At 59.5% G+C, this 14,663-nt stretch carries 16 protein-coding genes and 1 pseudogene; 6 read left to right on the plus strand and 11 right to left on the minus strand.

Features of this window, described 5'->3' with window-relative positions:
- Positions 1 to 184 precede the first annotated feature (184 nt).
- Positions 185 to 775, plus strand: a complete 591-nt coding sequence (locus AC3YMN_RS18110; RefSeq protein WP_489891100.1) for a UbiX family flavin prenyltransferase — start codon at positions 185 to 187, stop codon at positions 773 to 775.
- On the opposite strand, the gene AC3YMN_RS18115 is transcribed toward AC3YMN_RS18110, so the two are convergent.
- From AC3YMN_RS18115 to AC3YMN_RS18135, 5 genes are all read right to left on the minus strand, one after another.
- Positions 726 to 1,256 (minus strand): TIGR02444 family protein, encoded by a 531-nt coding sequence (locus AC3YMN_RS18115; RefSeq protein WP_489891101.1) that lies wholly within the window; start codon positions 1,254 to 1,256, stop codon positions 726 to 728. The genes AC3YMN_RS18110 and AC3YMN_RS18115 overlap by 50 nt on opposite strands.
- Before the next feature lie 270 nt (positions 1,257 to 1,526).
- Positions 1,527 to 1,799 (minus strand): ABC transporter permease subunit, encoded by a 273-nt coding sequence (locus AC3YMN_RS18120; RefSeq protein WP_489891120.1) that lies wholly within the window; start codon positions 1,797 to 1,799, stop codon positions 1,527 to 1,529.
- Between the two features lie 390 nt (positions 1,800 to 2,189).
- Positions 2,190 to 4,055, minus strand: a complete 1,866-nt coding sequence (locus AC3YMN_RS18125) for a tannase/feruloyl esterase family alpha/beta hydrolase (RefSeq protein ID WP_489891102.1) — start codon at positions 4,053 to 4,055, stop codon at positions 2,190 to 2,192.
- Positions 4,056 to 4,171: 116 nt separating this feature from the next.
- Positions 4,172 to 4,567 (minus strand): hypothetical protein, encoded by a 396-nt coding sequence (locus AC3YMN_RS18130; RefSeq protein ID WP_489891103.1) that lies wholly within the window; start codon positions 4,565 to 4,567, stop codon positions 4,172 to 4,174.
- Positions 4,568 to 5,206: 639 nt separating this feature from the next.
- Entirely contained in the window at positions 5,207 to 5,551 is a 345-nt protein-coding gene (locus tag AC3YMN_RS18135) for a winged helix-turn-helix transcriptional regulator (protein WP_489891121.1), read from the minus strand.
- A 119-nt stretch (positions 5,552 to 5,670) separates the two neighbouring features.
- Here AC3YMN_RS18135 and AC3YMN_RS18140 point away from each other — a divergent pair, with 119 nt between their 5' ends.
- Positions 5,671 to 6,054 (plus strand): nuclear transport factor 2 family protein, encoded by a 384-nt coding sequence (locus AC3YMN_RS18140; RefSeq protein WP_489891104.1) that lies wholly within the window; start codon positions 5,671 to 5,673, stop codon positions 6,052 to 6,054.
- 133 nt (positions 6,055 to 6,187) lie between these two features.
- On the opposite strand, the gene arsH is transcribed toward AC3YMN_RS18140, so the two are convergent.
- From arsH to AC3YMN_RS18165, 5 genes are read right to left on the minus strand one after another with little or no spacing between them, the layout of a single operon-like run.
- Positions 6,188 to 6,931: an arsenical resistance protein ArsH gene (gene arsH / locus AC3YMN_RS18145; protein WP_489891105.1), complete on the minus strand. Its 744-nt coding sequence runs from the start codon at positions 6,929 to 6,931 to the stop codon at positions 6,188 to 6,190.
- Positions 6,888 to 7,310, minus strand: coding sequence for an arsenate reductase (glutaredoxin) (gene arsC, locus AC3YMN_RS18150; RefSeq protein WP_489891106.1), 423 nt, complete (start codon positions 7,308 to 7,310; stop codon positions 6,888 to 6,890). Before arsC ends, arsH begins: the two co-directional genes overlap by 44 nt.
- On the minus strand, positions 7,307 to 8,368 hold the full coding sequence (gene arsB, locus AC3YMN_RS18155; protein WP_489891107.1) for an ACR3 family arsenite efflux transporter: 1,062 nt from the start codon (positions 8,366 to 8,368) through the stop codon (positions 7,307 to 7,309). Before arsB ends, arsC begins: the two co-directional genes overlap by 4 nt.
- 4 nt (positions 8,369 to 8,372) lie before the next feature.
- Positions 8,373 to 8,900 (minus strand): arsenate reductase ArsC, encoded by a 528-nt coding sequence (locus AC3YMN_RS18160; protein ID WP_489891108.1) that lies wholly within the window; start codon positions 8,898 to 8,900, stop codon positions 8,373 to 8,375.
- Positions 8,893 to 9,249 (minus strand): ArsR/SmtB family transcription factor, encoded by a 357-nt coding sequence (locus AC3YMN_RS18165; RefSeq protein ID WP_489891109.1) that lies wholly within the window; start codon positions 9,247 to 9,249, stop codon positions 8,893 to 8,895. Before AC3YMN_RS18165 ends, AC3YMN_RS18160 begins: the two co-directional genes overlap by 8 nt.
- Before the next feature lie 175 nt (positions 9,250 to 9,424).
- On the opposite strand from AC3YMN_RS18165, the gene AC3YMN_RS18170 reads away from it, so the two are divergent.
- The 4 genes from AC3YMN_RS18170 to AC3YMN_RS18185 all read left to right on the plus strand — a co-directional run bounded on the left by AC3YMN_RS18170 (position 9,425) and on the right by AC3YMN_RS18185 (position 14,181).
- The gene (locus AC3YMN_RS18170; RefSeq protein WP_489891110.1) at positions 9,425 to 9,928 is read left to right on the plus strand and encodes a DUF421 domain-containing protein; all 504 of its coding nucleotides are present in this window, start codon (positions 9,425 to 9,427) and stop codon (positions 9,926 to 9,928) included.
- The gene (locus tag AC3YMN_RS18175) at positions 9,925 to 11,157 is read left to right on the plus strand and encodes a DUF2254 domain-containing protein (protein WP_489891111.1); all 1,233 of its coding nucleotides are present in this window, start codon (positions 9,925 to 9,927) and stop codon (positions 11,155 to 11,157) included. The genes AC3YMN_RS18170 and AC3YMN_RS18175 overlap by 4 nt, the downstream gene beginning before the upstream one ends.
- A 96-nt stretch (positions 11,158 to 11,253) precedes the next feature.
- Positions 11,254 to 11,475, plus strand: coding sequence for a hypothetical protein (locus tag AC3YMN_RS18180; protein ID WP_489891112.1), 222 nt, complete (start codon positions 11,254 to 11,256; stop codon positions 11,473 to 11,475).
- Positions 11,476 to 11,634: 159 nt separating this feature from the next.
- Positions 11,635 to 14,181, plus strand: a complete 2,547-nt coding sequence (locus tag AC3YMN_RS18185) for an EAL domain-containing protein (protein ID WP_489891113.1) — start codon at positions 11,635 to 11,637, stop codon at positions 14,179 to 14,181.
- A 119-nt stretch (positions 14,182 to 14,300) separates the two neighbouring features.
- Here AC3YMN_RS18185 and AC3YMN_RS18190 read toward each other — a convergent pair.
- A pseudogene (locus AC3YMN_RS18190) lies at positions 14,301 to 14,614 on the minus strand (integrase core domain-containing protein); the annotation flags it as partial.
- Positions 14,615 to 14,663: the final 49 nt, after the last annotated feature.

Here is a 14,663-nt window from a genome sequence, read left to right on the forward strand (position 1 = left end):
ACGTTTTCTAGTGCGATGAGCGCAATCTTCCACGCTCAAAACCCGCGGTAAATTACCGTTTTGTCACCTGCGTGTTGTTGAAAAAGCAACGCTCGACCAACTTGACGCAGCCCAGGAGACTAGGATTATCTCTGGGCGGGCGGCGGAGGATAACAGCCGAGATAATGGCCAAGGAAAAGGCGACATGAAGAGGCTGATCGTGGCCATTACCGGGGCATCCGGGACCATTTTCGGGATACGCGCCTTGCACATGCTGCGCGGCCAGGATGATGTCGAAACGCACCTTATCCTGTCGCCCTCGGCGGCGCGCACAATCGTCGAAGAGACCGATTATTCGGTCGATGAGGTCAAGGCGCTGGCTGATGCTGTTCATGGTTTCAAGGATATCGGCGCCTCTGTCGCTTCGGGTTCATTCCTGACGCAGGGCATGCTGGTGGCTCCCTGCTCGATCAAGACGCTGAGCGGCATCGCCAATTGCTATGCCGAAGAACTGATCGTGCGCGCCGCCGACGTCTGCCTGAAGGAACGTCGCCGCGTGGTGCTGATGCTGCGCGAAACGCCTCTGCATGCCGGGCACATTGCATTGATGGCGCAGGCCACGAGCAATGGCGCTATCATCATGCCGCCGGTTCCGGCCTTTTACGCCCGACCCAAAACGCTGATCGAGATGGTGGATCAATCTGTCGGGCGCGCACTGGACCTGTTCGATATCGACTTGCCTACCGTCAAACGTTGGAGGCAGACGCAGCCCGGAGCGCACGCAGAACAGCCTTGAGACTGTCGCTGCTCTCTGCACGAGCCTGGGGACCACCGAAATATTCGAGGCACGCAGCCAAGCCGCGCTCAACTCTGTGCGGATCGCCGATATCGTGTTTGCCGCCTTGCCAGCGCTCGGCAAACTGCTGCAATACGTCAAGCTGATGGAGTTCTGCCTCCAACTCCGCAGCCTTGATCCTGTTGCGAATACTATCAGATGCAGAATCCGGCGCGGGCGCGGGCCCGCTTTTAAGCCGGCGGCGAATTGCCCGAAGCGGCTGCACTACTTCGCAGCGCCAAGCCTTGACCCGCTCGTCCGCCGCCGCGATATCGTGCAGCTCTAGCGCTTTCCCCCCTTCATGTGTCACCCAGGCAGTAAAGAGGAGCATATTGACGTCGACCGCATAAGTGTCCTGCAGCTCTAGGCACATGGTGGAAACGCCATCCTGAGCGTAGATATGAACCGCGAACTGGCGCAGGGATTTGAAGGTGGTGCTCATGGCTCGCTTCCGTCGTGTTCATGCCGATCTGCCAGACGCGGGAGCGATATCCAGGACATGAGTTTCTCGGCACCTTGGCTGGCAATTCAGGCTGTCGCCGCCGCTTGCTCCGCAGAAGCAGCGTCAACGACTGCGAGGCCCCACGACCAAGCACTGCAAGTGGTATGCCATTCAGAGGGTGGCGAAACCCTGCAGAAATTACCGTGGATCCCGCCGGATGATCAAAATCTAGGCAGGCCTCTGCTTCATGCTTGCGCTGCCCCCGTGCTCCTAACGGCTGCCTAACACAGACCAGGGCGCGATCAGACTTTGGAGCAAAGTAAGGGCGCGAAAGAGCAGGAGGCCGAGCGTGAACAGGATGATCAGGCCGGCAAATGCCAATGGAATTCGGAACATTGAGGTGGAAAAGGCAATGAAATAGCCCAGTCCGTGATCGGCGGCGACCAGTTGAGCAACGACCGCCCCGATCACGGCGAGCGTGATCGAGACTTTGAGCGCCGCAAATACATGTAGCATGGAATAGGGCAGAAGGATCAGTGTGATTTCGCTCTAACGCCCGACGGCCCACCCTCGCCCAGGACCTCGGTTTCCATCCAAATCGAGCACTCACCTTGAGCAAGGCTCTCTTCGAAAAGCCGATCTGGCTATCTGAATCATGGCGCTCAAGCTCGAGATCATCATCGGCAGCACTCGCCGCGGGTGGGTTTGCTATCCCCCGATTCCACACCAAAGCTGCCTGCCCTCTCACAACCCGTACCCTGCCCTCCAACTTTCTTGGCCGATTGTCAGAAATGGGGTGGAAGGCTGTCAGTCTGTTATTAGCCACAAAGCCGCAAAAGCGGTCACCCGGGAGGGTGTCGGGAGGGCTATCGAGATATTGGCATGCAAATCCCAGAGAGCCTGTGACTCTCCAGGATTTGCACATTTGATCCGCTAGATGCAGCTATAGCTTGCTACAGACTTCACCTCGCCAGTGCCGTCATAGGTGGCTTTCTGTGGATAGACGCAAAGCGGCAACGAGACGCTGAGGTCACTGGATGTCAGCTCAATTTGCTGCGGTGCTCGTCCGTTCTCGACCCAATCTTGCAATGCCGTGAACAGCTCGTCTCGGCCATTTGCGGGCTGCGGCACTGGGACTGTGGGCAGGCCTTCTTGACGGCCGCTGTGGGTAAAACCAGGAACCAGGTAGAAGCGATAGAACTCTTGCACCGCATCAGCGCCACCCATCTTGCCCAGGACGCGTTCGTAATAATTTATTGCGCCCTGTGCTGGGATGTATTCATCGGCAAGGCCTTGGTACATTACCATCTTGCCACCTGAAGCGGCGAAGGCTGCTAGGTCGGGGTTATCGGTGTTGATGTTGCTGAATTCCGACTGCAGTTCCACGCCTTTGCCCTGAGCGTCTGCGAGACCCGCATAATCTAGGGAATGCAGCCAAGCGTTCTGCCCTCTGCCGGCACCGTTGACGAAGAAGTCGCTGCCCACTTCAGGGTCTTGCAGTTCCAGAGCAGTTTGATCGGCTGCCAGGATAATACCCGGTGCGCCGCCGGCAGGGGTTGTGGCCAGGTCGGTGCCGCGGGTCCAGCCGAACCAGATGCGACCGTCAATAAGGTCATTGGAACCGCCGTTGTCTTTAGTTGCCGTGGGCGCCGCACCGTCGGCGGTTTGACCGTACCAGATCTTGTTGATGACCTGAGCTTCGGCGGCTGTGAGACAGGTTTCGGCAGTGTTGGTGCCCATCAAGCTATCAGTCGCCTGACCCTCGCAAAGGATCGCAGCATCCCGGGTCGCATCGTATTCGCAGGAAAGGGGGTCGATCAAAAAGCCCAATTCCGCACCGCCACAGCCAGCAATGGCGGCCTGCGATGCTGCGGTGAGTTTCTCCGGTGCGATCAGGTATCCGAGATCTCCCTGCATGGCGATCTGAGCGTAAAGACCTGCAGTGTGATACTTGGTCCAGTTAATGGCGGGCGAGCCAACGAGGATGCCGTCGAAATGGTCGGCGAACGTCTGCGCCAGCTTCAAGCCCTGCCGACCGCCAGTGGAGAAACCGTCCCAATAGGCATAAGTATGCTCGCGGCCGTAATAGAGCTTGGTCAGCAGCTTGGTCTTCGCGGCCACTTCGTGCAAGCTGCGCTCGGAGAAGTCATTCCAGCCGGTCGTGTTGATGCTGCCGTTGGGGTTCATCGCAAAGGACGGATCGATCGGCGAACCGACGTGCCCGTGGTCTGAGGTGGCGACAACAAAACCTTTTGTAGATGCAGCGACATGGATGTCGTCGCTGGCAACCACATCTAGGCTAGCTTGCGGCGTGCCGGCCCAGCCGCTGTTTCCATAGGCACGGATGCGCTCGTTCCAGGTCTCATGAGTCGGCAAAAGCACTTCGATGCCGATACCGGCTGAGGTGGAAGGGGCATCAGCCGGGCCCGGAACGCCAGGTCCGACGAGCAGCTTGACGAGGCACAGATCAACGCCGGCGATTGGCGGTGTGGCGGCCCCGGTTCCTTCAACTGCAGTTGGTGCCGCAGCATCGGCGCCATCGCTCAATATCATGGACTCGCCCTGTTCGAAATGGCGGACGAGCAGCACCTTTGTCTCCTCGACCCCAGACAGTGCGTTCGCTATCCCATCATCACAGGATAAACCTGCCGATGATGGTTGCTGGGCCTGTGCCGGAATGGTCGGCATGGCCGTCAGCATGCCCATGGTGGCGAGCGTCAGGCCTCTTGTGAGTAACTTCGCGGAACTGCGTCGAGCAGCATGTTGCAATGCCATGCTGCCCTGGTTGGGTAACTTCATTTTGCGTACTCCTGGCGGATAGATGAGCAGCCCAGCGGGCGGGATTCGAGACCTACACCCGTGGGTCGATGCCATACTGGACGGGGGCGCCCACATGGTCCCGCAGGGTCGCGCGCTCATAGTCCTGGTGGAAAAGACCACGTTCCTTGAGGAACGACGCTGTTGACGAATGTATCCACGCCGTCTTCATAGATGTCCGGTGATATCCAGAACCCGCCGGCAGCACCGGCCTCGAACCATTCCTGCATGTGATCAGCGGCTTCAACACCCCGGCCGACGATAGACGGATGATAGTCGATAGCGCCATGGGCAACGACGTCGCTCAGGCTCCAGCCCTCCTTGGCGATCTTCAACGCGTTGCGGGAGCGCGGATCCATGGGCGACGGGCGGGCAGCGGCAGGTTGCTGTTTCGACAACGGCTCGTTCAGTCGGCTCGATCGAGGGGGCCGTTGGCGTTGCGTTTGAGCTAAGGCGCTTTGTTCGATGCGGCTGCCTTCGGGGCTGATGAACAAGCCACCCAATGGCCTAAATGGGGTCGGCACCAGACTGACGGTTCTGGGCGCCAGGATACCGGCGGCGTCGGGGTGGTTAGCGGACTGGCAGATTCCGGGGGCCACGTTTCAGAAGCTGCCGCTCTATGAGAAGGCCCGGCATACTCGGGCCTTGTGAGACGTGCGCTGGCACAGGCGGAAGTCTCTGCTCTGCACTCCATTTTTGTCCCTGCTTGGAAAAGCCCTGCTCGTCAGCTTGGTCTTGTCCTCGGTTTCTTGACAGGTGCCTTTTTCCGGGAGGCGGCGGCGTTGGCAGGCCTTTATGTTCTGTTCCTCGGCTTTGCATTCTACAGGCCCCCTCTTGGCAGGGGAACCCGAGGCAGGTGGGGTTTTCATCAACCATCTCACATTCATGGCCGGCTTGCTGTTCGCCGCCGTGCATGGACCGGGCAGGACGCTGACCCTCGCTTCGCCGGCGTCATGGCGCGCATGGTCAGCTCACGACACGGATAGTCGTTCATCAGGCAAGAGGAGGGCATAATGCTCAGACGCACTTTCCTGTCACTGTCGGCGGCGCTGGTACAGCTCATTGCTGTGCCCACACGAGCCCAATAAGCCGACCAGCCGCACAACGGGCGGCCAGGTCCTGGCAAATGGATGCTACTCCTCCGGGGGTTGCAGTTGCCGACGATACAGGATCCCCCATTCATGCAGCCCGGCGAGGACGGGCTCCAGGGAATGGCCCAGCGGGCTTAGTTCGTATTCGACCCTGGGAGGAACTTCGGCGAAGACGGTCCTGACGACGACTCCGTCCTCCTCCAACTCTCGCAGCTGCAGCGTGAGCATCCTCGGTGTCGATCCGGGGACCAGATGGTGAAGTGCGCCAAAGCGACGTCGTCCGCTCAGCAGTGCATAGAAAATCAGTGGCTTCCACACCCCGCCCACAACGGAAAGGGTTGCCTCTATCGGGCATCCCGTTCTCTGCTCAGACCGCTTCCAGCGCATCGCATTACTTTCAAGAATGGTACTCGCAGCCAAACTTGTGCGTACTTGTTCGTGCCCGCCGCATCACTCAGTTTGCCGACACAGCGGCCAGAGATGGCGGAAATCGGGAGTGCTGCCATATGAGCTTAACCGACGAGAACAAGGCGTTCATCCAGGAAATGATCAGTTCAAAGAGGCGCCTCGAGGACTACCCCGATCGTTTCGACGATGACCTGATCATGCATGAACCAGCGTCCCTGCCCTTCGGGGGGACATATCGGGGATTAGGTGAGTTTCAGAAGTTCTATCCCGCGGTGCGGGCGTTCTATGACTTCGAGCGCTTTGAGCTGCTTGGAGTGTACGGTGATGGGGATATCGTGTTCGCCACCATTCGCGCAGGTCTGGTCGGTTCTGCCGGGACAATCCATTTGGCCGAGCAGTTTCTGTTTGCTGGAAGCAAGCTGGTGGAGGTTCGCTTGCACATTTGCGACGACGGTGCCGCAGCCAAGCGCCTGCGGCAATGAGAGCGGCATTCCGGCTCGGCTCCGGACCGCCCCTTTGGGGTGGGAAACAGTCCGTCCGGTTTGTGGTCCGCAAGTTCAGATAGCGGCCATTCCTGATGCGGGCTCGTCGTTTGGATCACCGTGCCTTCGTAATCTATAAAGACTTCGGGCCGACTCGCTCCTCGAGTTTGGCCGCCGCTTCCTTGCGCTCGCTGTAGCGGGAGGTCAGGTAGCTGGAGACGCCGCGATTGATCAACGTGAACTTCACCAGCTCTTCCATGACGTCCACCACCCTGTCGTAATAGGACGACGGTTTCATGCGGCCGGCTTCGTCAAACTCCTGGAAGGCCTTGGCGACCGAGGACTGGTTCGGGATGGTCACCATCCGCATCCAGCGGCCCAGGATACGCATCTGGTTCACGGCGTTGAATGACTGCGATCCGCCAGAGACCTGCATAACGGCTAGGGTACGACCCTGAGTCGGGCGGATGGCGCCGCCCGGCAGGGGTATCCAGTCGATCTGGGACTTCATTACCGCAGACATGGCTCCGTGCCGTTCCGGCGAAGTCCAAACCTGGCCTTCGGACCACAGCATGGCCTCGCGAAGCTCCTGCACTTTGGGATGGCTTTCGGGCGCATCGTTCGGCAGCGGCAGGCCGTTGGCATGAAAGATGCGGACCTCGGCGCCGAGTGCTTCAAGAAGACGCTGCGCCTCGAAGGTCAGGAAACGGCTGTAAGACCGCTCCCGCAGTGAGCCATAGAGCATCAGGATGCGAGGCTTGTGGTCGAGGACGGGAGCGATGAGCTTGGAGAAATCCGGAGCGTCGAAGGCTGCCGGCGTGATATTGGGTAAATCAGGCAATACGCTTCCCTTCGGCGTCGATGATGACTTCGCCATCTTCCTTCGTGAACGGGCCGATGTCGGGGTTCTCCAAGATGTCGAGCACGACCTCTGATGGGCGGCAGAGGCGCGTGCCGATCGGCGTCTCCACGAAGGGGCGGTTTAGCAGGATCGGGTTTGCCCCTAGGGCATCCAGAAGCTCGTCATCCGTCTTGGCGGGATCGGCCATCCCAAGCTCCTCAAAGGGCGTATCCTTCTTGCGCAAGGCATCTCGCAGCGAGAGACCTGCGGCGGAAACCAGCTCCACGATACGGTCGCGGCTCGGCGGCGTCTTGAGGTACTCGACGACAATTGGCTCGACGCCGGACTGGCGGATCATCGCCAGTGTGTTGCGGGACGTTCCGCAATCAGGATTATGATAGATGGTGACGCTCATCCGGTGACCCTCGTTTCGGTGTTGTGACGTACGGCGGGGCCGCGTTCGTACCAGCCCTTGGATCGGTTCACGATCCAGACGACAGACAGCATGACGGGCACCTCGACCAGGACGCCGACGACCGTCGCCAGGGCTGCACCGGAGTTGAATCCGAACAGGGCAATGGCCGCGGCCACGGCCAGTTCGAAGAAGTTCGATGCACCGATCAGCGCGGAGGGGCCAGCGACGCAGTGCTGTTCTCCGGAGACCCGGTTCAGGTAATAGGCCAGGCCGGAGTTGAAGTAGACCTGGATCAGAATTGGCACCGCCAGCAGCAGGATGACGGTCGGCTGTGCGATGATCTGCTCGCCCTGGAAGCCAAAGAGCATGACCAGGGTCAGCAGCAAGGAGGTGATCGATATAGGCTGCAGGACGGACAGCACCCGGTTCATGGCGTCGATGCCCCCATTGGCCAGCAGCCAGCGTCGATAAAGCTGCGCGGCGATAACCGGCACGACGATGTAGAGTCCGACCGAGAGCAACAAAGTGTCCCATGGCACGGTGATTGCCGACAGTCCCAACAGCAGGCCGACGATGGGAGCAAAGGCGACGACCATGATGGCATCGTTCAGCGCAACCTGAGACAAGGTGAAATGCGGTTCTCCCCGCACCAGATTCGACCACACGAACACCATGGCGGTGCATGGGGCTGCCGCCAGGATGATCAGACCGGCGATGTAGCTGTCGATCTGCACCTCAGGCAGCAACGGCCGGAACAGCCAGCCGATGAAGAGCCAGCCGAGCAGAGCCATGGAGAACGGCTTGATGGCCCAGTTGATGAAAACAGTGACGCCTATGCCTCGCCAATAAGAGCCGACCCGGCGCAGGCTCATGAAGTCGATGCGGACCAGCATCGGGATGACCATGAGCCAGATCAGCACCGCCATGGGGATGTTGACCTGAGCGTACTCGAACGAGCCCAGTCCCTGGAACACGGCCGGAAAGAAGTGCCCGGCGGCGATGCCGACGACGATGCAGGTCGCGACCCAGAGGGTGAGGTAGCGTTCGAAGATGGACATGGTTCTACGCGGCCTTCGAGGACTTGGTGGTGGTGCCGTCCATTGCTCCGATGCCTTCAAGCCTCGAGTTCAATGCCATGCGATCGATGCTGGCGATCGGCAGGTTGATGAAGGCGCCGATGCGGTTGCGAAGGTACCGCAGGGCATCCTCAAACGCGGCCCGTTGCTTGAACTCGGGGTCCTCGACCGCGGCGGGATCTTCGATGCCCCAGTGGGCGGTCATCGGCTGGCCGGGCCAGATCGGACAGGTCTCGCCGGCGGCGTTGTCGCAAACTGTGAAGATAAAATCCATCTTGGGCGCGCCCGGCACCGCGAACTCGTCCCAGGCCTTTGAGCGCAGGCCGTCGATCGGAATGCCCACCTGGTTCAAGGTTTGCAGCGTCATCGGGTGCACGGCACCCTTCGGCGTCGAACCGGCGGAGTATGCCTGGAAGCGGCCGCTGCCTATATGGTTGAGGATAGCCTCGCCCAGGATGGAGCGGGCCGAATTGCCAGTGCAGAGGAATAGGACGTTGTAGACGCGGTCAGACATGGCTCGTCTCCTTCGGAGAGCAGCACGGGGTGAATTCAGCGACTAGGGGTTCGCACAGTTCCGGGCGACCGCCGCAACAGTCCTGCACCAGAAAGCTCGCGATCTCGCGCACGCGTTCCACTACGGCGCGGTAGACGATCGAGCGGCTATGCCGTTCCGACTCAACAAGCCCAGCTCGCGCCAGAACCGCTAGATGCGATGACATCGTATTCTGCGGGACTTCCAGGCGCCGGGCAATCTCTCCCGCCGGGAGGCCATCCGGCTCGTGCTCCATCAAAAGACGGAACGTGTCGAGGCGTGTTGCCTGAGACAAGGCAGAGAAGACGTCGAGAGCTGCTTGTGATTCCATATATCGAGCTTTATGGATCGATTACTCGTCCGTCAAGTGCACTTACGCCGCGACCCCTGGTGCGGGAACATTTGGACTGATGTGTTAGCTATCTCGTCGCGGCCTTGACCGTGCTGGTGCATGGGCTCAGGCTGATCCGCGCCATTGGCGCCATTTCTGCTGATCGGAGCAATGCATGAACTGGACCGGAATGTTCTTCCAGGACTGGCAAGGGCTCATTCGCACCTTGGTCGTCGGTGTGCTGGCCTATGGCACGATTGTGCTGTTCCTGCGCATCTCGGGCAAGCGAACGCTGGCTAAGCTCAACGCCTTCGACCTTGTCGTTACCGTTGCACTCGGCTCAACGCTGTCTGCCATTCTGCTCCAAGAGTCCATTGCCTTGGCAGAGGGTGCCTTGGCTCTGGGGCTGTTGATCCTCATGCAGTTCCTGGTCACCTTTGCCTCCGTCCGGTGGCGACCTTTTGCCAAGGTGGTCCGCTCCGAGCCGACGCTGCTGGCCCGAGACGGAGCCTTTTGTTCTAGGGCAATGAAGCGCGAACGGGTGACCGAAGACGAAGCGCTCAGCGCCATCCGCTCATCGGGGGCCAGGGGCATCGCCGAGGTCGAATATCTCGTGCTGGAGAGCGACGGCACTATAAGTGCCTCACTGCGCCCGGCCCCAGCCAAGGATCCTGCATGAGTAAGGTTTCGTTCTATCTCCGGCGCTTGCTGCGCAAAATGTGGTTCTTGCCAGCAGTCTTTTCCGGCCTCGCTGTACTCACGATTCTGGCAGCGTTTTATCTGGCGCGCTGGGCACCCGAGGAGCTGCCCTTCACCATCACCCAACAAGCTGTGCAATCCATATTGGAAATCCTTGCGACCAGTCTGCTGACGGTGTCGGTGTTTGCGCTTTCCACGTTGGTGGCTGCTTTGTCCTCAGCTTCTGCATCTACCACGCCGCGCGCTGCTCAGCTCATCGTGGGAGATCGATCTGCCCAAACCTCTATATCGCTCTTTATCGGTGCATTCCTGTTTTCCATCCTGGCGATCCTTGGGCTATCGGCAGGTATCTATGGCTCGGCGAGCCGAATGCTCCTGTTTTCCGTCACCTTGGGCGTTGTTGCGCTGGTGGTTGTGGCCCTTATTCGATGGATAGCTCAAATCTCGGACATCGGGCGAGTGGGACATACAATCGATCGGGTCGAGACTGCCACGGCCCATGCACTGCGCACCCTTGAGGAACATCCGCTGTTTGACTGCCGCTTATTGCAAGGAGAGCCTGAAGGGGTGCCAGTCGGTACTGACAAGCTCGGACACATCCAGCACTTCGACGCAAAACGGCTGCAAACGCTCGCTGTCGAGCATGATCTTCAGATTGCTGTCACTGCACGTCCGGGATCGTATGTGTCAGCGGCACGGCCGCTCATGATGGTGGAAGGTGAACTCAACGAGGAGCTCAAAGCGGAACTGATCAGAGCTTTTGTTGTGGGCGGCCAGCGGAGCTTCGACAGCGACCCGAGGTTCGGCCTGGTAGTTCTTGCCGAAGTCGCGGATCGGGCGCTCTCGCCAGGGGTGAATGATCCAGGGACAGCAATCGATGTGATTGGGACACTCACAAGACTTTTGTCCAGTTGGCAGCCCAGCACCCCGACTGATCCTGAAAACGACAGGGTTGCCGTCCCGCCACTCGCGCCTGAGGACCTGCTTGAAGATGCCTTCCGGCCCATAGCACGCGACGGGGCCGGCATTATCGAAGTGGTGCTGCGTCTTTTGCACAGTTTGGAGATCGTTGCTGAATTGAACCCGGAACTACGCAAAGCCGCGCTCGCCACGGCCCGGGATGCTGTAGGCCGCGCTCAACAAACACTTAAGGCGCCAAGCGATCTGCAAGCTTTGCATGCTGCTGCCCAGTTCACCCAAAGCGCCTAGTCAGTGCTGTACAGGAGCATCCAGCGCCCTGAGCTCGCGGTAAGGAATTGTTAAGGCGACGCAGTCAGCCTTGCAAAGCGCGACGGAGGGAAATCTTTGAGCATCATGGATGTTTATGGCGTGCAGCGGGTCTCCCACGATGGTTCTCCTGCTTCAGGCAACTGTTTCACCGTCGAGGCTCACTGTGCAGTCAAAGCGGGGGAGATCGTCCTTGCCGAACCCCTCTCTTTGCATGGCCGGGTAGCAAGAGCCAAGGTCTGGTGCTTGAAGGATGATTTCACGCCGCACGTAGTGGACCTATACGCCGCCGAATCCTGATTGAACTGCGCGCTACGGGCCCTGGTTACGAGGGTGGGTCCTCAGGGGGCAGTTCAAATGCGAGGCGGGGCAACACGATTATAACCGCGCGCTGCAGGCAATTTTAATCCACCCTTCCCTACATTGGTCGTCACTGAAAGCAGGTCAGTGAGGACCCTGATGAGCGAAGGCCAACTGTTCGAAACCCTGACGCGTACCGTACCGGGCATTGTCTGGGTGTGCGATGCGCAAGGACGCGTGCACTTCAACAATATACACTGGACCGAATTTACCGGCATGCCCCAGCACCTGGCGGTGGGTTATGGCTGGCTCGACGCCATTCATCCCGCCGACGCCGCGGCATTCCTTGCCCAACTGCCGATGTCTCCCCTAGCCCATGAGGATGTGCAGGGCGAACTGAGGGTTCGTCGACATGACGGAGTGTATCACCGCCACGTCCTCCGAGTTCGCCGCGCCGGAGACGACAGGTGGGTTGGGTGTGCCATTGACGCCCATGATTGGCTCACCGTCGAACAGCGCGAGGCGACGCAGGGCAGTATCCTCGAGATGGTCACTGCCGGAGCCGAACTGCACGATGTTCTCTCGGAACTGTGCAGGGCAGCTGAAAATCATCTTCCAGGGGCAACCTGCAGCATCCTTCTGGTGGATGCCGCGCAACATTGTTTCATTTCGGGGGTGGCTCCGGGTTTACCACCCGATCTCCTGCAGATGATCCCAAACATCAACATCGGCACAGGGGTGGGCTCCTGCGGAACCGCCGCGTTCGAGAAGCGCGATGTCATTAGCCCTGATATCGCCACTGATCCGCTTTGGAACGCTTGGCGAGACATCTTCCTCCCACTGGGCTATCGGGCTTGTTGGTCAAAGCCCGTGTTCGCCTCGAATGGCGAAGTGATTGCATCTTTTGGATTTTACTTCAACGAACCGCGCGAGCCTGCAAAGGCCGAGCGTGATGAACTGACGCGGTTGCGGGGCTTAGCAGCACTAGCAATTGAGCGCGCCCGCATGCTTGAGGCCCTCCGGGAAAGCGAGGCGCATTACCGGCACACGGTAGAGCAAAACCCGCAGATACCCTGGACCGCCGATCCAGAAGGCAATGTTCTGAGTGTTTCTTCGCGCTGGTCCGAGGTGACTGGGGTGAGCCAGGAAGACGCATTCGAAAACGGTTGGCTGCGGGCGCTCCATCCTGCCGACGTGGCGCACACGACCGAAAGGTGGGGGGAAGCTCTCTCCAACGGTACACCGTTCGATGTTACCTATAGGTTACGCGAACAGGGTGGAGGATATCTCTGGTCCCGCGCCCGGGCGACCCCCCGGCGTGAGAATGGCAAAATTCTGCGCTGGTACGGCACCGTGGAAGGTATTCACGAGCATTATCTAGCGAACCAACGCCTTAAGCGGCAGGCTAATCAAGACGACCTGACCCGGCTTCCTAACCGCCGGCGCTTCACAGATGAGCTAAGACGGCGTCTCAGGTCGGCGCTCGAGCCGGTCGGGTTGATGGTACTTGATATGGATGATTTCAAGCTGGTCAACGACCGGTTCGGTCACCTGACGGGCGATGCTGTCCTCCGGCTATTTGGGCAGTACCTCAAACGTGTTGTTGGGTCAGCTGATTTTGTCGCGCGCTTGGGCGGCGACGAGTTCGCGATAGTTTGTGGCGGGATCACCGATGATCGGGGTCTCCTTGAGCGTGCGAAGTCGATCGAAGCCGCGCTTGATGCGCGCCTGAGGGCCAACAAGAAAACCCGGGGATGCAGGCCGAGTATCGGTTGCGCTGTTAGTCGGCGCAGCCATAACGCCGACGAGCTCTTCAAGCGCGCGGATCTGGCGCTCTACAGCGCCAAGGCTGCAGGCAAAGGAACCGTAAAGCTGTATGATCCCACCGTTCGCAGTGCGGCGGCCCGGCGGTTGGAGGCTTTGGACCTGGCGCGACAGGCGTTGCGCGAAGGGTGGATCGAGGCCTTCTATCAGCCTATTGTGCTGTTACGCACCCAAGAGGTTCGCGGATTTGAAGCCCTTCTGCGGATCCGCCATCCTGAGCGTGGCTTAATCGCTCCGCTGGCGATCAGAGAAGCTTTCGATGATCCCCGACTTGCTCACTCTCTGGGCCTCCGAATGGCTCAGGTGATAGTCCGCGATTTGGCTGCTTGGACCGCGGCAGCGGTGGACTACGGTCAAGTCTCTATCAATGTCGCCACCGAAAACCTGGTTAATCCCGAGTTCGTCACAACCTTGTTGGAGCTCCTCGATAAGGGGCAACTGCCGCGGCAATCTATTAAACTCGAGATCACGGAACGCGTCCTCATGGACGAGTTGGGCGGAAGTATAAAGGCGAGCCTGAACGAGCTTCGCGAAAACGGGATTGCTCTGTCCTTGGACGATTTCGGCACTGGCTACGCATCACTAGTTCACCTTCAAAACCTTCCTGTTGATGAAATCAAAATCGACAGGTCGTTTGTCTCGGGCCTGGGCACCTCCTCCAATCGCGGCGAGATCGTGCGTGCCATGATCGGCTTGGCCAAGACCATGGGTCTTGCTACCGTGGCGGAGGGTATCGAGACTGCAGGTGAGGCGCTCTTGGTGTCCTCCTGGGGGTGCGAGTACGGACAAGGCTATTTGTTCGCTCGCCCAATGCCGTTCGAGAGCGTCAAAGATTACCTGAGAGAGCCTTATAGAGACCGATGTAAGTCTTTCGATGCATAAACTGCCAACAACAGGACCTAAGCGCAGGCCTCTTCGGTAGTGCAAGGCTCGGGCGTGCAATACGATGGCCAAGGACAAAGTGAACCGCCACGGGCTTGCCGGAGGCCGTTTGGTTTAAGTTATGCGGCCATGACCCGTTCTTCCAGCATGGCGGGGTAGCGTTCTTCGGCTTCGGCCGGCGGGATGTTGCCGATGGGCTCCAGCAGCCGGCGATTGTTGAACCAGTCGACCCAGGTCAACGTGGCGAACTCGACCGCCTCGAAGCTTTGCCGTGGTCCACGGCGATGGATGACCTCGGCTTTGTAAAGCCGTTGATCGTCTCGGCCATCGCGTTGTCGTGGCTGTCGCCGACACTGCCGACAGACGGTTCGATACCGGCTTCGGCGAGGCGTTCGGTGTAGCGAATGCTGACATATTGAGCCGCCGAGCTGCTTCCTCAGGTGAGCCCGCCCTCTGCATGAACTCCGTGGCGGCACCCTCAG

This window comes from Devosia sp. Z11_6 (assembly GCF_058133665.1).